15 protein-coding genes are annotated in these 17,520 nt (G+C 59.5%); 13 read left to right on the forward strand and 2 right to left on the reverse strand.

Features of this window, described 5'->3' with window-relative positions; translation table 11 throughout:
* Nucleotides 1-57: 57 nt before the first annotated feature.
* A complete protein-coding gene (gene purL, locus FN828_RS05430) occupies nucleotides 58-2,217 on the reverse strand; it encodes a phosphoribosylformylglycinamidine synthase subunit PurL (RefSeq protein ID WP_142492381.1) in 2,160 nt (719 codons plus the stop codon).
* A 162-nt stretch (nucleotides 2,218-2,379) separates the two neighbouring features.
* Here purL and FN828_RS05435 point away from each other — a divergent pair, with 162 nt between their 5' ends.
* Complete coding sequence (locus FN828_RS05435; protein ID WP_142492382.1) at nucleotides 2,380-3,507, forward strand: M24 family metallopeptidase; 1,128 nt, start codon at nucleotides 2,380-2,382, stop codon at nucleotides 3,505-3,507.
* A 201-nt stretch (nucleotides 3,508-3,708) separates the two neighbouring features.
* Here FN828_RS05435 and FN828_RS05440 read toward each other — a convergent pair whose 3' ends face one another.
* Nucleotides 3,709-4,614 carry a LysR family transcriptional regulator gene (locus FN828_RS05440; RefSeq protein ID WP_142492383.1) on the reverse strand — a complete coding sequence of 302 codons (906 nt, stop codon included), beginning with the start codon at nucleotides 4,612-4,614 and terminating at the stop codon, nucleotides 3,709-3,711.
* 169 nt (nucleotides 4,615-4,783) lie between these two features.
* Between FN828_RS05440 and FN828_RS05445 the strand changes: the two genes are divergently transcribed.
* From FN828_RS05445 to FN828_RS05500, 12 genes are all read left to right on the forward strand, one after another.
* Nucleotides 4,784-8,206, forward strand: coding sequence for an indolepyruvate ferredoxin oxidoreductase family protein (locus tag FN828_RS05445; RefSeq protein WP_142492384.1), 3,423 nt, complete (start codon nucleotides 4,784-4,786; stop codon nucleotides 8,204-8,206).
* Nucleotides 8,207-8,300: 94 nt separating this feature from the next.
* On the forward strand, nucleotides 8,301-9,188 hold the full coding sequence (locus FN828_RS05450) for a lysophospholipid acyltransferase family protein (protein WP_142492479.1): 888 nt from the start codon (nucleotides 8,301-8,303) through the stop codon (nucleotides 9,186-9,188).
* A 13-nt stretch (nucleotides 9,189-9,201) separates the two neighbouring features.
* A complete protein-coding gene (gene murI / locus FN828_RS05455) occupies nucleotides 9,202-10,014 on the forward strand; it encodes a glutamate racemase (protein WP_142492385.1) in 813 nt (270 codons plus the stop codon).
* Nucleotides 10,015-10,192: 178 nt separating this feature from the next.
* Nucleotides 10,193-10,999, forward strand: coding sequence for an AraC family transcriptional regulator (locus FN828_RS05460; RefSeq protein WP_142492386.1), 807 nt, complete (start codon nucleotides 10,193-10,195; stop codon nucleotides 10,997-10,999).
* 103 nt (nucleotides 11,000-11,102) lie between these two features.
* Entirely contained in the window at nucleotides 11,103-11,498 is a 396-nt protein-coding gene (locus FN828_RS05465) for a cupin domain-containing protein (RefSeq protein WP_142492387.1), read from the forward strand.
* Nucleotides 11,499-11,530: 32 nt separating this feature from the next.
* The gene (locus tag FN828_RS05470) at nucleotides 11,531-12,214 is read left to right on the forward strand and encodes a GNAT family N-acetyltransferase (RefSeq protein ID WP_142492388.1); all 684 of its coding nucleotides are present in this window, start codon (nucleotides 11,531-11,533) and stop codon (nucleotides 12,212-12,214) included.
* Nucleotides 12,215-12,456: 242 nt separating this feature from the next.
* Nucleotides 12,457-12,900 (forward strand): cytochrome c maturation protein CcmE, encoded by a 444-nt coding sequence (gene ccmE, locus FN828_RS05475; protein ID WP_142492389.1) that lies wholly within the window; start codon nucleotides 12,457-12,459, stop codon nucleotides 12,898-12,900.
* Nucleotides 12,901-13,041: 141 nt separating this feature from the next.
* Complete coding sequence (locus FN828_RS05480; RefSeq protein ID WP_142492390.1) at nucleotides 13,042-13,653, forward strand: holin-associated N-acetylmuramidase; 612 nt, start codon at nucleotides 13,042-13,044, stop codon at nucleotides 13,651-13,653.
* Nucleotides 13,644-14,141, forward strand: a complete 498-nt coding sequence (locus tag FN828_RS05485) for a holin family protein (protein WP_142492391.1) — start codon at nucleotides 13,644-13,646, stop codon at nucleotides 14,139-14,141. Before FN828_RS05480 ends, FN828_RS05485 begins: the two co-directional genes overlap by 10 nt.
* Before the next feature lie 81 nt (nucleotides 14,142-14,222).
* A complete protein-coding gene (locus FN828_RS05490; protein ID WP_142492392.1) occupies nucleotides 14,223-16,190 on the forward strand; it encodes a heme lyase CcmF/NrfE family subunit in 1,968 nt (655 codons plus the stop codon).
* The gene (locus FN828_RS05495) at nucleotides 16,187-16,642 is read left to right on the forward strand and encodes a cytochrome c-type biogenesis protein (protein WP_142492393.1); all 456 of its coding nucleotides are present in this window, start codon (nucleotides 16,187-16,189) and stop codon (nucleotides 16,640-16,642) included. Before FN828_RS05490 ends, FN828_RS05495 begins: the two co-directional genes overlap by 4 nt.
* Nucleotides 16,643-16,711: 69 nt before the next feature.
* The gene (locus FN828_RS05500) at nucleotides 16,712-17,488 is read left to right on the forward strand and encodes an enoyl-CoA hydratase-related protein (RefSeq protein WP_142492394.1); all 777 of its coding nucleotides are present in this window, start codon (nucleotides 16,712-16,714) and stop codon (nucleotides 17,486-17,488) included.
* Nucleotides 17,489-17,520 lie beyond the last annotated feature (32 nt).

Raw genomic sequence — 17,520 nt, forward strand, 5'->3', positions numbered from 1 at the left:
GCGCGGTGGGGGCGGTATCAAGCGCCCGGATGTCAGGCGCTTGATCCATTTTACGGCTTAGCCAACAGCCTGTTCAAAGGCCGAGCGGTACAATGCCGCCAATTCAGCCAGCGATGCCTCGGACCCGCCAAGGCGCACGCTGTCGCCGGTGAATTTGCCGACGGTTTGGATCGTCACACCGGCCTGAGCGGCGGCGGCCATCAGGGCTTCGGCCTGATCGAAGTTGCAGGCGATCAGATAACGGGCCTGATCTTCGCCGAACAGGCGGGCCATGTCGGTTTCGTCGATTTGCACGCCAACGCCACCCGCTTCGGCCATTTCAAAGGCCGCAACCGCCAGACCGCCATCGGACAGGTCGGTACAGGCCTTGATCAGTTCGTAATTGGCGCGGATGAAATCGCCGTTACGCTTTTCTGCGTCCAGATCGACATGGGGCGCATCGCCGTCTTCGCGGTTGAACACTTCGGCCAGCAGGGCAGATTGCCCCAGATGCCCGGCGGTTTCCCCGACCAGCAGCGCGACATGCCCGTCGCGCGCGGTGCCAAGGATGGCCTTTTCCGGGCTGTCGATCAGGCCAACGGCGCAGATCGTCGGGGTGGGCAGGATGCCCTGACCGTCCGTTTCGTTATACAGCGACACGTTGCCCGACACGATCGGCACGTCCAGCGCGGCAACGGCCTGACCGATGCCCTGAATGGCGCCCACGAACTGCCCCATGATTTCGGGCTTTTCGGGATTGCCGAAGTTCAGGTTATCGGTGGTGGCCAGCGGCAGCGCGCCCACGGCGGTCAGGTTGCGATATGCTTCGGCCACGGCTTGCTTGCCGCCCTCAACCGGGTTCGCTTTGACATAGCGGGGGGTCACGTCGCTGGTGAAGGCCACGGATTTGTCCGTGCCGTGAATGCGCACGATGCCCGCGCCCAGACCGGGGGCTTGCACGGTATCGGCCATCACCATTGTGTCGTATTGCTGATACACCCACTGTTTTGCGCCATAGTTGGCGGACCCGATCAGCGCCTTCAGCCCGTCGATGGCATCGACGGCGGGAACATCGGCCAGTGCTTCGGCTTCGGGGGTGGCAACCCACGGGCGGTCATATTCCGGGGCCGAGGACGACAGTTTCGACAGCGGCAGATCGGCCTTTACGTCATTGCCGTGCAGGATCAGGAAGCGGTCTTCGGGGATGGTTTCCCCGACGATGGCGAAATCCAGATCCCATTTTTCAAATACGGCGCGGGCTTCGGCCTCTTTTTCGGGGCGCAGGACCATCAGCATCCGTTCCTGCGATTCCGACAACATCATTTCATAGGCGGTCATGTTCTGTTCGCGCTGGGGAACATCGTCCAGTTGCAGCTTGATGCCCAACTGCCCTTTGTCGCCCATTTCCACGGCAGAGCAGGTCAGACCAGCCGCGCCCATGTCCTGAATGGAAATCACGGCGCCGGTTTTCATCAGCTCCAGCGTTGCTTCCATCAGGCGTTTTTCGGTGAACGGGTCGCCCACCTGAACGGTGGGGCGCTTTTCTTCGATGGTTTCATCGAATTCGGCGCTGGCCATTGTCGCGCCGCCCACACCATCGCGCCCGGTTTTTGCGCCCAGATACACAACCGGCATCCCCACGCCCGACGCGGCCGAGTAGAAAATCTTGTCCGCATCTGCCAGACCGGCGGCAAAAGCGTTCACAAGGCAGTTGCCGTTATAGGCGGGGTGAAACCGGACTTCGCCGCCCACGGTGGGAACGCCGAAGCAGTTGCCGTAACCGCCGACACCTTCGACCACGCCATGCACAAGCTGTTTGGTTTTGGGGTGGGACACTTCGCCAAAGGACAGCGAGTTCATCGCCGCGATGGGGCGGGCGCCCATTGTGAACACATCGCGCAGAATGCCGCCAACGCCAGTGGCCGCGCCCTGATAGGGTTCGATATAGGACGGGTGGTTGTGGCTTTCCATCTTGAACACGATGGCTTGACCGTCGCCGATATCCACGACGCCCGCATTTTCACCGGGGCCACAGATGACCTGTGGGCCGGTCGTGGGCAGGGTGCGCAGCCATTTCTTCGACGACTTATAGGAACAATGTTCGTTCCACATGGCGCTGAAGATGCCCAGCTCGGTAAAGGTGGGTTCGCGCCCGATGATTTCCAGAATCCGCTCGTATTCATCCGGCTTCAGGCCGTGGGCTGCAATCAGGTCGGGCGTGATGGCTGGGTCTTGCATGGGTCTCTCTCCGCAGGCGCGCTGTTTGGGCGCTTCTTTAGGGCAAAGGGACGTCAGGGAAAAGAGGCAACACAGCTTTGCGGGGGCGTGGGATTGACGCAAGCGGCGATTTTAGCGTGAACTTTACCGATCCGGGGCGGAAGCTGGCGAAAAGGGAACGGAATGCAGCGGGGATTCGACGTATCGGAATACCGGGCGCGGGTGGTGGCGGCGCAGACCGGAATGGCGCGGGCCGGGGTGGGGGCGCTGCTGGTGATGACGGAACCCGAGGTGCGATATTTCACGGGCTTCCTGACCCGGTTTTGGGAAAGCCCATCCCGCCCGTGGTTTCTGGTGGTGCCTGCGGCGGGCGATCCCGTCGCGGTGATCCCGTCTATCGGGGCGGCACTGATGGGGCAAAGCTGGATTTCGGACATACGAACATGGAGCGCCCCGGACCCGGATGACGATGGCGTAAGCCTGCTGGCGGATACGCTGCGGGAAATCGGTGGGCCGGTGGGGGTTCCATCGGGGCCGGAAACGGTGCTGCGTATGCCGTTGACCGATTTTGAGCGGGTCAAAGCGCAATCAGGGCTGACGTTTTGCAGCGATCACGGGATCATGGCAGATTTACGGGCGATGAAATCTGAAACCGAGATTGCCAAGATCCGCCACGCCTGCGGCATTGCCGGGCGGGCCTTTGATCGTGTTGGGGATATTGCCCAACCGGGTGTGCCGCTGTCACGGGTATTTCGGAATTTTCAGCGGCTATTGCTGGAGGAAGGCGCGGATTGGGTTCCGTATCTGGCGGGCGGTGCCGGGCCGTATGGCTATGCCGATGTGATTTCCCCGGCGACGGATGCACCTTTGCAGTCCGGGGATGTGCTGATGCTGGATACGGGCGCGGTTTGGGACGGATATTTTTGCGACTATGATCGGAATTTCGCGATTGGCTCGGTGGACCCGGTTTGTGATGCCGCGCATCGTCGGGTGTTGGAGGCCACGCAGGCGGGGCTGGAGGCCGCGCGCGCCGGTGCTTTGGCCTGTGATGTCTTTGCGGCAATGGCAGGAATGGTTGAGGGTGGCGAAACCGCCGGACGTTTGGGGCATGGTTTGGGAATGCAACTAACCGAAGGTCTGTCACTGACGGCAAAGGATCGGACAGTGCTGTGCCCCGGCATGGTGATAACGCTGGAACCAGGAATCGAGGTCAGGCCCGGACAGTGGATCGTGCATGAAGAAAATATCGTGATCCGTGAAAAAGGCGCTGAAAAGCTGTCCCCGTGGACGACCGATCTGGTGCGAATTTGATTCGCGCAAAAAAAAAAGGCCGAGCACTAAGCTCGGCCGAAGTCCAACAGGGAGGTATGAAGATGATGCGAGAAGTATCAGCATCACCGTCGATTGATGAAATAGGCATCGAAATTGAATCGATCAAGCCTGAACATGCCGCAGTCGCAGCATGGCCGCTATGCAATCGGTGCATAACTCGTTTGATCTGCGCTTAACCTGTTAGTTAAGTTCCTGATCTTTCATCTGTTTACGGTAAGAGATGATTTCATCCTGCACGAAATCCCGGAAGGCTGAAATCCGTTTCGAATGGCGTAGCTCCTCGGGGTAGGCAAGGAAAACCGGCACTTCAATAGATTGCACGTCTGGCAAAACGCGCACCAGATTCGGGAAATCCTGCAAAAGATAGTCCGGCAATACCCCGATCCCCAGATGGTTGATCACCGCCTGAAGCACCCCGAAGTAGTTATTCACCGTCAGGGTTGAATGAACGTCATAGGTCATCAGGTGTTGCACCAGATTGGCGCCCGCGCCGACCTGAGTCGAGTTCGGGTTCTGGCAAATCAAACGATGCGCGCCGATTTCCTCGATCGTTTCGGGGGTGCCGTGGCGTTCCAGATATTCGCGCGACGCATAAAGCAGCATCCGCACAGACATCAGCCGTTTGCGGATCAGATCGGCCTGACTGGGTTCCTTCATGCGAATGGCCACGTCCGCTTCGCGCATGGGAAGGTCCAGAACGCGTTCTTCCAGCATCAGATCAATTTTCAGATCGGGGTATTTTTCATACAGCGCAGGCAGGCGCGGGGCCAGCCACAGCGATCCGAATCCGGTGGTCGTGGTAACGCGCAATTCGCCGAACACTTCTTCTTCGCTGTCACGAATGCGGGCGGCGGCGGTGTCCAGCCGTTTGCTCATCGCGCGCGTGGCGTCAAACAGCAGTTCCCCCTGTTCAGTGAGAATCAGCCCCCTTGCATGGCGGTGAAACAGGGTGGTGTTCAGGCTTTCTTCTAAAGAGCGGACCTGACGGCTGACAGCCGATTGCGACAAATGCAGGATGTCCCCCGCATGAGTCAGGCTGCCCGCATCCGCGACCGCGTGGAAGATTCTTAGTTTATCCCAATCCATTCCGGTAACTTTCGATTTGAGCGCCCGTCATACACGAAACATATGCAAGTTGTAGGCCTTAGCATTGCGTTACGCCGCCGGATGTCAAACTTTTCTCTTGGTAGGTCAGCTTTTTTGACCTAATATTGCCCTATAGTTAAGCACGTGATCCAGCGTTGGGAGGCGCAAGATGACCAGCCAAAAAGTATCACTGAACGATAAGTTCGATCTGACGAAATCCCCGGTTCTGATGAATGGCACGCAGGCGCTTGTGCGGTTGATGCTGATTCAAAAGGAACGGGATCGTCAGGCGGGACTGAATACAGCCGGATATGTGACGGGCTATCGTGGTTCGCCGCTGGGCGCAGTGGATTTGCAGATGACCAAGGCGGAAAAATATCTGACTGCCTCGGATGTGAAATTCCATGAAGGGCTGAACGAAGATCTGGCCGCCACGGCCCTTTGGGGTAGCCAGCAGGCGGAATTGCGCGGCGAAGGCAAATTCGACGGTGTTTTCGGCCTGTGGTACGGCAAGGGGCCGGGGGTTGATCGTTCGGGTGACGTGATGCGCCACGCGAATATGGCCGGAACATCGCAGCACGGGGGCGTGCTGATGGCGATGGGGGATGACCATACCGGGGAATCCTCGACCGTTTTGCATCAGTCGGAATGGGCGCTGGTTGATGCCTATATGCCCGTGGTTAGCCCGGCGGGCGTTCAGGAAATTCTGGATTACGGTGTTTACGGATACGCGCTGTCCCGGTTTGCCGGTGTGTGGGTCGGTCTGAAAACCATGAAAGACACGATCGAGGCGACGGCGGTGGTGGATGGCCGCCCGGACCGGATGCAATTGGTTGTTCCTGAATTTGACATGCCGCCCGGTGGGTTGAATATCCGGCTGGGGGATACACCCCACGCACAGGAAGCGCGGGTGATTGATCACAAACGCTTTGCCGCCGAAGCCTTTAGCCATGCCAACAAGATGGACAAACGCATGTGGGGCAAACCCGGTGCGAAGATCGGATTCGTGGCTGCGGGCAAGAACTGGCTGGACCTGCTGCACGCCATGAGCCTGCTGAACATTGACGAAGCCGAGGCCGAGCGGTTGGGCATCACGCTGTATAAGGTGGGGCAGACCTTTCCGCTGGATATGCGCGGTTTCCATGACTGGGCCGAAGGTCTGGACCTGATCATTGTGGTCGAGGAAAAGCGCAAGCTGATCGAAATTCAGGTGAAAGAAGCGATTTTCGATGATCGCCGGGGCCGCCGTGTCTGGGGTTGGCACAAAGGCGGGGGTGCAGGATCAATGCACGGGCCGGAATTGTTCCAGACCAAGGCCGCGCTGGACCCGATCATGATTGCCGAGCGTCTGGGGGCCATCCTGATCGAAGAAGGGCGCGGCACAGACGGGATCAAGGCCGGGATGTCCGCGCTGGAGGAAGTCCGCCGCAACGATAACGCGCAGGAAATCGCTACGCGGGTTCCTTACTTTTGTTCGGGCTGCCCGCATAACAGCTCTACCAAGGTGCCGGATGGCAGCCGGGCTTATGCCGGGATCGGGTGTCACTACATGGTGCAGTGGATGGACCGGAAAACCGAAGGCTTCACCCATATGGGGGCCGAAGGGGCCAACTGGATCGGCGAAGCGCCGTTTTCCACCCGTGACCATGTGTTCCAGAATTTGGGCGATGGCACCTATAACCATTCGGGGGTACAGGCGATCCGGGCGGCTTTGGCCTCGGACGCGAATATCACCTATAAAATCCTGTTCAACGATGCGGTAGCCATGACTGGCGGCCAACCGAACGAGGGCGGGCTGACCGCCTATCGTATTGTCAATGAAATCAAGGCGATGGGGGTGAAACATATCGCCGTTGTCTACGATGAAAAAGAAGCGGTCGATCTGGCGGCGTTCCCGTCTGGTGTGGAAAAACACGAACGGGCCGAACTGATGGCCGTTCAGGACAAATTCAGCAAAATCAGCGGTGTATCGGCCATTGTTTACATTCAAACCTGTGCCGCTGAAAAACGCCGTCGCCGCAAGCGCGGGAAGTTCCCCGACCCGGATCGCCGGGTGTTCATCAATACCGATGTCTGCGAAGGCTGTGGCGATTGCGGGGTGCAATCCAACTGTGTGTCCATCGTTCCGGCTGAAACGGAACTGGGACGCAAGCGGGCGATTGATCAATCGTCCTGCAACAAGGATTTTTCCTGTCTGAACGGGTTTTGCCCATCCTTTGTGACGCTGGAAGGCGCGCAGGTGAAAAAGGCTGAAACTGCGGCGCTGGACCTGCCGCATTTGCCGAAACCCAACCTGCCTGCGATCAACGGCACGTTCAACGTGGTGATTACGGGCGTGGGTGGCACCGGGGTTGTGACCATCGGCGCGGTGATGGCGCAAGCGGCCCAGATTGATGGTAAGGGGGCGGGCATGATGGAAATGGCCGGGCTGGCCCAAAAGGGCGGCGCGGTGCATATCCATTGCCGGATTGCGGAAACGCCCGACGACATCAGCGCCGTACGTGTGGCAACGGGCGAGGCGGATGCGCTGATCGGTGGTGATCTGGTGGTCAGCGCCGGGGCGAAAACGCTGGGTCTGACGCGCACGGGGAAAACCGGCGCGGTGGTGAACAGCCATGAAATCATCACCGGCGATTTCACGCGGAATACGGAATTCGCGCTGCCCTCGGATCGTTTGGCGTTGCAATTGCAGGCGCGGTTGCAAGACCGGGTGATGCTGTTCGATGCCTCGGATCTGGCGAAGGTTACGCTGGGGGATTCGATTTTTTCCAACATGATGATTTTCGGCGCGGCGTGGCAGAATGGATTGGTGCCGCTTAGCCATGAGGCGATCACCCAAGCCATCGAATTGAATGGTGCGGCGGTTGAACGCAATCTGCGGGCCTTTGATATCGGTCGTTGGGCGGCGCTGCACCCCGAGGACGCGGCGGCGATGCTGACCCCGAAGGTGGTCGAAAAGCCGAAGTCGCTGGACGAAAAAATCACCTACCGCGAAGCGAAACTGGTGGATTATCAAGGCAAGCGTCTGGCGAAGAAATACCGCAAACTGGTGGACCGTTTCGACGACCTGCGCCTGAAAGAGGCCGTGGCAAAAGGCTATCATAAGCTGTTGGCCTATAAGGACGAATACGAGGTGGCGCGGCTGTTGTTGGATTCCGAATCCAAAGCGCGGGCCGAATTTGACGGTGATTTCACCCTGAAATTCCATCTGGCCCCGCCGATCCTGTCCAAAGAAGGGGCAAATGGCCGCCCGGTCAAAAAGGAATTCGGCCCCGGCATGATCCGCTGGTTCCGTATTCTGGCCCGGCTCAAGGGGCTGCGCGGCACGCCATTTGACCCGTTCGGGCGCACGGCAGAACGCAAGATGGAACGGGCACTGATCAAGCAATACGAGGCCGATATGGCCGAAGTGTTGAAGCGCACCAGCCCGGATAAGATGGATGTCGCCGTGGCCCTGGCGGAATTGCCCATGTCGATCCGGGGCTTTGGTCCGGTGAAATTGGCGAATGAGGCCAAGGCTGCGAAACAGCGCGAGGCCTTGCTGGCCGAACTGCGTAATCCTGCGCCGACGATGGCGAAAGCTGCCGAATAAGTCACAGGACGGGGCCGGGATGATCCGACCCCGTTTCAACGCTGGCGTGATCCGTTCCCACCCCTTATCTGCAAAAGCAGGAGGATCGGACGCCATGACCCAGCGCCAGATTGCAAAAGATATCAGTTACGCTCACGCTGCGGCCACCCGATCCGGGCGGGCGGTGATCCGATTGATGGAAAATTCCACGGGGCGCGTGGGGCTGATCCGGCGGGCGCGGGGCTATGAGCAGGAAACGGCGGCTGGTCGCTGTTTTTGGGATGTCATGGCGGATCGTTATGGGCTGAGTCTGGATGTGGTGGGCGGTACGCTGGGCAATATTCCCGCCGATGGACCGCTAATCCTGATTGCCAATCATCCGTTCGGGATACTGGACGGGTTGATGATGGGGCATCTGCTGGCGCAGCGGCGGGGGGATTTCCGCATTCTGGCGCATCGGGTTTTCCGCAAGGCCGAAGATTTGAACCGCGTGATCCTGCCCGTTGCCTTTGATGAAACCAAAGAAGCCGTGCAGCAAAATCTTGACACCCGCAAAGAGGCGCTGCGCTATCTGGGGCAGGGCGGTGCGATTGGTGTGTTTCCGGGCGGCACGGTCAGTACTGGGCGGACACCGTTTTCGTATCCGATGGACCCCGGTTGGCGGGCTTTTACCGCGCGGATGGTCGCAAAATCCGGTGCGCAGGTGGTGCCGGTGTTTTTTGACGGGCATAACAGCCGTTTGTTTCAGATTGCCAGTCATTGCCACCCGACCTTGCGCATGGGCCTGTTGATCAAGGAATTCGCCCGCCGGGTCGATCGCCCGGTGCGTGTGGTGATCGGGCGCCCCATCCCGCAGGCGGAATTGCAGGCGCGGGCAAGGGATGCAAAAGCAATGATGGATTTCCTGCGCGTGGCGACGTATGAGCTGTCACCGACTCCGTTAGTGCCGTATAATTACGGATACGAGTTCGAGGAAAAACATCGCGGCGCACGCGGCAGATAAAGGACCGAGGCAGATGGCAGTAGGGATTTTCGACAGCGGTTTAGGCGGGCTGACGGTTCTGGACGCGGTTCAGAGGCGCCTGCCGGATGTGCCGTTTGTGTATTTCGGGGATAACGCTCATGCCCCCTATGGGGTGCGCGATGCCGATGACATTTATGCGCTGACCACCCAAGCGGTTGAACGGATGTGGGACGCGGGCTGTGATCTGGTCATTCTGGCCTGCAATACGGCCAGCGCGGCGGCGTTGCGGCGGATGCAGGAAAGCTGGATTCCTACGGATAAACGGGTGTTGGGCGTGTTTGTTCCGCTGATCGAGGCGCTGACGGAACGCAAATGGGGCGACAATTCCCCGCCGCGCGAAGTGGCGGTGAAACATGTGGCCCTGTTCGCGACACCGGCAACGGTGGCCAGCCGGGCATTCCAGCGGGAACTGGCGTTCCGCGCGATCGGTGTGGATGTCGAAGCGCAGGCTTGTGGCGGTGTGGTGGATGCCATCGAAGACGGCGACATGATCCTGTCCGAAGCATTGGTGCGGTCGCATGTGGATGCGCTGAAACGCAAAATGCCCCAGCCCGAAGCCGCTATTCTGGGCTGCACCCATTACCCGCTAATGCAGGACGTGTTTCAGGACGCGCTGGGGGCGGATGTAACCGTGTATTCGCAGGCCAATCTGGTGGCGGATGCGCTGGCGGATTATCTGGAACGGCACCCGAAAATGATTGGGACCGGAACGGACAGCGTGTACCTGACCACGGGCGATCCGCGCAAAGTGTCGTCGCGGGCGACCCAGTTTCTGAAACGCAAGATCGACTTCCAACAGGCCTGAAACCGCGCCCCGGCAAATGCCCTTCTGGAAGAATGGCATCATTTTCAAGGCCGCGAAGGCCCGATGCCGATGCGGTCGTGGCTTGGCTGCCCACCGGAGAGCGTTGGTGGATCTGACTGATTGAGCGGCGGTATTTCGCAGAGTTGTAAAAGGTGGGTGTCAACAATATCGTGGCGGAATGGAGATAGAAGTCCCGTTCCTTTCGCCAGAGCGACAAACGCTGATCGAAGCCTATGAACAGGCGGATCGGGCTGCGGTGGGGTTTTCAATGGATTACCCCAGTGGCCTGTATACTGGTATGCACAGCCATCCAAAGGCGCAGCTTATCTATGGCATTTCCGGTGTGATGCGCGTTGAAACTGAAACTGCGTTTTTCGTGCTGCCGCCGACCAAGGCGCTGTTTTTGCCCCCTGACGAGCTGCATTCCATTACGATGGAGGGCGATGTTGCGATGCGGGAGCTGTTCATAGATCGGGGTCTGGCGGAAAAAGTCGCGTCCGAGGCGCGTGTTATGACTGTTGGGCCGCTGCTGCGCGAATTGCTGCTTGCGCTCTGCAATGAACCTGTCGCGTGGGACGAGGCTGGCCGTGCCCCGCATATCGTTGCTCTTATTCTTGACGAAATCGGGCGTGCGAAGACTTTGCTCACGCGCTTGCCGTCCATTCACGAACCCCGATTGCTGCGTGTTGCCCAAGCCATTATCGAAAACCCAGCTGATGCCCGGTCCCTTGAGGATTGGGCGGAAATCTGCGGCGCGTCGGATCGGACGCTGGCCCGGTTATTCCTGCGAGAAACGGGGATGACCTTTGGTCAGTGGCGGTTGCAAGCAAGGTTGAATGCGGCGTTTATCTTGCTGATGACGGAAGGCGACATTCCGCGGGTGGCGCAAAAGGTCGGGTTCAGCAGCCAATCCGCATTCGGCGTTGCGTTCCGGCGGACGTTTGGCCTGACACCAGCGCAGGCCCGCACGCTGCACCTTGGGTAGTGCGATCGGTTTGTCTGTTTGACGACAAAGCTTGTCCTGCTGTTTTTTGCCCGGCCATGCAAATTGGCAGGCAGATGATCAACGCCGCCAAGGGGACAAAGCCATGAGTGCAGAACTTTTCAAAGAAATCGGTGTCATCCGATCGGACGAGCTTGAAGACGGTCCGATCACGCCCGGACAAATACGCCGCAAGGCGCTGGAGGCTGGCGACCTGTGGGTTGGTGAATGCCATGTCACGGCGCTGGATCAGCCAAGCCAATGGCACCACCACAAGGATTTCGACAGCGTGATGTACATGCTGTCTGGCCGCATCCGTGTCGATCATGGTCCCGGCGGCACGAAGTCTTTTGAAATGGGTGCGGGGGACTACGCCTATTTCCCGCGCCGCCTGATCCACCGTGCCCAGATCCTCGAAGGAGGTGACGATGTTCGCTACGTCTTTATTCGGATTGGCAAAGGCGAGACGTTGGAAAACGTCGATGGCCCCGACGCGGTTTGAGTGACCACAGATTATTGATGAAGGAGCCAGACATGACCGAAGACCTGTCCCTTTGGACGCCCCGCCCAACCCCCTCGACCAACCCGATGGAAGGCCGCTTTGTGCGGCTGGAAAAGCTTGAACCAGAAAAGCACGCCGATGGCCTGTTCGACGCCTCGGCCCAGCCCGATGGCGAGGAACGGTTCCGTTGGCTGCCTGATTTGGTGCCCACGGACCGCGCCGCGTTTCGCACTTGGGTGGAACAGGTCGCGGCCAGCGAAGACCCGATCTTTTTTGCGGTGATCGACAAGGCCACAGGGAAAATCGCGGGCCGCCAGACCTTCATGCGGATGGACCCGGCGAATGGGGTTGCGGAGATTGGGCATATCTATTGGGGGCCGCTGGTTTCCCGCAGGCCCGCCGCGACCGAAGCGCTGTTCCTTTTTGCTCGCCACATTTTCGATGATCTGGGCTATCGCCGCTTCGAGTGGAAATGCAACAACGAGAACCTGCCATCGAAGCGCGCCGCTGCCCGATTTGGGTTTCGCCACGAGGGCGTGTTCCATCAGCATATGATCGTGAAGGGACGTAATCGCGATACGGCTTGGTTTGCGATGCTGGACAAGGATTGGGCAAAGCTTCGGCCTGCGTATGAGGCGTGGCTGGCGGCGGGCAACTTCGACGAAACGGGCGCACAGCGTCGGAAGCTGGAAGAGCTGCGGGAGGGGGGCGAGTGACGTTGGAACCGACCACCTAAAAATGGTTCGTGGTTCGGTCCTGATATTCGCATTCTGATCGCGAATGCGTTCTGCGAGCCGTTTGCCGAACTCTCTGGTGATTGCCGCGCGTGTCTGACCTGACAAAAGGTAGCAGGGGGGGCATCTTGCAGAATGCTTGGCCGATGCTACGTGAGGGAGTAGAAAAGCAAAAAGGCCGGGCGCGGTGCGCGTTCGGCGGCACATTGGAAGGATGCGGGATCATGAAGGGGCTGAAGAAAAAGCGCAGGATACAGGTGGTTGCGATTGCTGCTGTGGCTTTGGTGCTGGCAACCGGATTGATTGGATACGGGTTGCGCGACGGGATCAATTTCTTTCGCTCGCCCAGTCAGGTGATGGCGGAACCGCCGTCCGCTTCGGAAACCTTTCGGATTGGCGGGCTGGTCGAGGAAGGCAGCCTGCTGCGCGATCAGGGCGAGGTGATCCGGTTCAACGTCACCGATGGCGGGGCGACGGTGCCTGTGGTGTTCAAGGGCATTCTGCCGGATTTGTTCGCTGAAAATCAGGGGATGATCGGCACCGGAAAATATATCAACGGCGTATTCGAAGCCTCTGAAATCCTTGCCAAACACGACGAGGATTACATGCCCAAGGAAGTGGTGGATGCGCTGAAAGAACAGGGCGTTTATCAAGATCCCAAAAGCTGACCTGATCGAAGAACGCAGTTCATGGATAGCCCCCGGTTTCACGACCGGGGGTTTTTCGTTGGGCTTAGGGCGCGCTGGTGTGAGGGGAGGTTAACCTTTGACGGGCAGGGTGATCGCATCGGGCATTACCGGGGTGATACCATGCAGACAGTCAGGCAATTGGCAGAAGAGACTATCGGGCGCGAAGGGGGCTATGTGAACGACCCGGACGATCCGGGCGGGGCCACGAATTTCGGGGTGACGGTGGGCACGATGCGACGGTTGGGGCTGGACCTGACCGGCGACGGGCTGGTGGATGCAGAGGATGTGAAAATCCTGTCGCGGGACCAAGCGGTGCAGATTTTCCTGCGCGACTATTACGAAAAGCCCCGGATCGCTAGCCTGCCCGAAGTGCTGCGGGCGTCGGTTTTTGATATGTATGTCAATGCGGGATCGAATGCAGTGAAAATCCTGCAACGGCTGTTGCGCCAGATGGGAGAAGCGGTGGCTGAGGATGGGGTGATCGGGCCGTTGACGGCTGCGGCGGCCTATCGCGCGGCGCAGGTGGCCCCGGCTTATCTGGCGGATGCGTATGGAATTGCACGGCGGAATTACTATTTCGCGCTGGCGGATGCGCGACCTGCATCCCGGAAATACGCGGTCAGCCGGGCCGGGGGCAAAGGCGGCTGGATCAGGCGGGCCGAAGACTTTATTTCGCCGCGCTATCATCTGAGCGAGGCGGCATTTCGGCAAAGGATTTCGGCATGGGGATGATGATGCGGGCAATGGAGATGCTGTTTGGCGACGGGCGCAATCTGATACAGAACACCGCCGAGGTGTTTCGGGTGAATGCCGAAGATGAAGCGGCGCGGCGCGTGGTCTTGCAGCAGGCGGCGCTGGAGCAGTTCGGGGCGGAATTCGCCCAGCCGCGCAAGGGGGTATTTGATCGGATGGTGGACGGGCTGAACAGGTTGCCGCGCCCCGGTCTGGCGCTGGGAACGCTGGCACTGTTCATTGGCGCGATGGTGGACCCTGCGTGGTTTGCTGCCCGAATGGAAGGCATCGCCTTGGTGCCGGAACCGCTGTGGTGGTTGCTGGGGGTGATCGTGTCTTTTTATTTCGGCGCACGTCACCAAGCCAAGGGGCAGGAGTTTCAGACCCGCGTGCTGCGCGACCTGTCCATGCGGTCCGGCGCAGTCCCACCCGAGGAGAACGCGGCGCTAAGCGATTGGCAGGCGCAGGGGGCGCTGGCAGGCCGGTAAAGATGCAGGGCGCGACAATGTGATCAGGGTTAGTGTCCGAATCCGATTGGACGGATATGCGCAAAGCACTATAACCACCGCATGATTACAGAGCTTGGCCACTTCGCCCTTATCCTTGCCTTTCTGGTCGCCTGTGTACAGGCGGTCGTTCCTTTGATTGGCGCCCAGAAACGCTGGCCCGGCTGGATGGCCGTCGCCGAACCTGCTGCAAATTTGCAGTTCTTGCTGACGGCATTTTCCTTTGCCGCGCTGACTTATGCCTTTGTCACCTCGGACTTTTCGCTGCGTCTGGTGGTGCTGAATTCCCATTCGCTGAAACCGATGCTGTACAAGGTGTCGGGCGTGTGGGGGAATCACGAAGGGTCCATGCTGCTTTGGGTGCTAATCCTAAGCTTGTTTGGCGCGATGGCCGCATGGTTCGGCGGGAACCTGCCCCCCACCTTGAAGGCGCGGGTTCTGGCGGTTCAATCTGCGATTTCCGTGGCATTTTTCGGGTTTATCCTGTTCACCTCGAATCCATTCCTGCGGCTGGCTGTGCCACCGTTTGACGGGCAGGATCTGAACCCGCTGCTGCAAGATCCCGGTTTGGCCTTTCACCCGCCGTTCCTGTATCTGGGTTATGTGGGGCTAAGCATGGCGTTTTCCTTTGCTGTTGCCGCACTGATCGAAGGGCGCGTGGATGCGGCATGGGGGCGCTGGGTACGCCCGTGGACGCTGGCCGCATGGGTGTTTTTGACCATCGGGATCGGTCTGGGATCGTGGTGGGCCTATTACGAATTGGGCTGGGGCGGGTTCTGGTTCTGGGACCCGGTGGAAAATGCCAGCTTCATGCCGTGGTTGCTGGCGGCTGCACTGCTGCATTCCGCGATTGTGGTGGAAAAACGGGAAAGCCTGAAAAGCTGGACGATCCTGTTGGCGATCATGGCCTTTGGGTTCAGCCTGATCGGCACGTTTATCGTGCGCTCGGGCGTGATTACCAGCGTTCATGCCTTTGCTAATGATCCTGAACGCGGGGTGTTTATCCTAGCGATTCTGGCGGTGTTCATGGGCGGTGCGCTGACGTTGTATGCTGCGCGTGCCGGTATCATGGAAGCCAAGGGCATTTTCGGTCTGGTCAGCCGCGAAAGCGGTCTGGTCGTGAATAACATCCTGTTGGCGGTCAGCGCTTTTGTGGTGTTCATCGGCACGATCTGGCCTTTGATCGCGGAAATTGCGTTCGAGCGGAAACTGTCGGTTGGTGCGCCGTTTTTTAACATGGCGTTTACGCCCTTTATGCTGGTGTTGGGTATCATCCTGCCAGTGGGGGCAATGCTGCCGTGGAAACGCGCATCCTTGCGGCGGACGATCAAACCGCTGATTCCGGTGCTGGTTCTGGCGCTGGCGCTTGGCGGGCTGGCTTGGGCTGTCCAAAGCGGGCGCAGCCTGCTGGGACCAGTGGGCGTATTCCTGGGGGCGTGGCTGGTGTTTGGCGCGGCTGTGGACCTGTGGGGCCGGACTGGGCGCAAGGATCGGCTGGCGCGCCTGATGCGCCTGCCGCGGGCCGATTGGGGCAAGGCGGTCGCCCACGCTGGTCTGGGGATCACCATGCTGGGAATTGCCGGGCTGATGGCATGGGAAGAAGAAGATATTCGTGTCGTGCAGCTTGGCGAACCGTGGAACGTGGCCGGCTTTACGCTGGAACTGACCGAGGTGAACCGGGTGCAGGGGCCGAACTATTTCTCGACCATGGGAACGATGGAACTGTCGAAGGATGGTCAACCGATTTCCACGCTGCATCCTGAAAAGCGGCAATATCCGGTGGCGCGTATGCCCACGACGGAAGCCGCGATTGATAACGGCTTCCTGCGCGATGTGTATACGGTGATCGGTGATCCGCAGGATGGCGGCGGTTGGGCTGTGCGTGTCTACTACAAACCGCTGGCCAACTGGATTTGGGGCGGGTCGATCCTGATGGCGATCGGCGGTGCGCTTAGCCTGTCGGACCGGCGCTATCGTGTGGCGGCGGGCGCGCGTCGGCGGCAAGCGATGCAAGGGGTGCCTGCGGAATGAAACGGTTGATCTTTATCCTTTCGCTGGTGCTGGCTGTTCCTGCCTATGCTGTGCAACCCGATGAAATGCTAAGTGACCCCGCGCTGGAAGCGCGGGCGCGTGAAGTCTCCAAGGATTTGCGCTGTCTGGTTTGCCGCAACGAAAGCATCGACGATTCCAATGCCGAATTGGCCCGTGATCTGCGTATTCTGGTGCGTGAACGGATCACGGCGGGCGACAGCAATCCCGAGGTGAAGCAATACCTGGTGGATCGCTACGGCGAATATGTGCTGCTGAAACCGCTGACCGGCGGCGTGAACTGGCTGTTGTGGGGGGCAGGGCCGCTGATGTTGTTGATCGCGCTGGTGATCGGCATTGGCTATCTGCGCAAGCGGCAATCGGGCACGGAAACCCCGGTCGTTGCCTTGTCCGAGGAAGAGCAGACCCGCCTGAAGGAAATTATGGGCGAGTAAGGCGCTGTTTCCCTTTACCAGACCGTGCAGCCGGTTATGTTGCGCTGGAAACGGCACGGGAGGCCCTAAATGGACTATCAGACCATAACGCTGAACACGACCGACTGTGTTGCGGTGTTGACGCTGAACCGCGCGGATAAGATGAACGCGCTGAATGCCCAGATGCGGGCAGAAATCGCCCATGCCGCACAAGAGGCCGGAAAAACGGCGCGTGTACTGGTGATTACGGGCGATGGCCGGGCGTTTTGTTCCGGTCAGGATCTGAGCGATCGGGCCACGGCTGCCAATCTGGATCTGGAACGCACGCTGCGCGACGAATATTACCCGATGCTGAAGGCGATATTTGATTGCCCAATCCCGACGATTTCGGCGGTGAATGGCCCGGCGGCGGGCGCGGGGGCCAATCTGGCATTGGCGGCGGATGTGGTGATTGCCACGGAAAGCGCCTATTTTATGCAGGCCTTTACCCGGATCGGGCTGATCCCGGATGCGGGCGGCACCTATTGGATGACGCGCAATATGGGGTCGGCCAAGGCAATGGGCGCGGCCCTGTTCGCGGATAAGATCAGCGCCCGGCAGGCCGATGACTGGGGCCTGATCTGGGAAGCGGTGCCAGATGCGGAATTCGATGCAGTGTGGAAATCCCGTGCTGCTCATCTGGCGAAGGGGCCAACGCTGGCCTACGCCCATGTGAAACAGGCGATCCGCGGCAGTTGGGACAACACGCTGGAAGACCAGCTTGGCGTTGAAGGTCGATCTCAGGGCGTCTGCGGCCAAAGCCGGGATTTCAAGGAAGGCGTGCTGGCCTTTCTGGAAAAACGCGCCCCAAAATACGAAGGCCGCTAGGGGGAGCACCCCTCCGCGCCTTTCATCTTGCC

Origin of the sequence: Thalassovita litoralis, assembly GCF_900182725.1 — a bacterium.
Lineage (GTDB): Bacteria > Pseudomonadota > Alphaproteobacteria > Rhodobacterales > Rhodobacteraceae > Thalassobius > Thalassobius litoralis.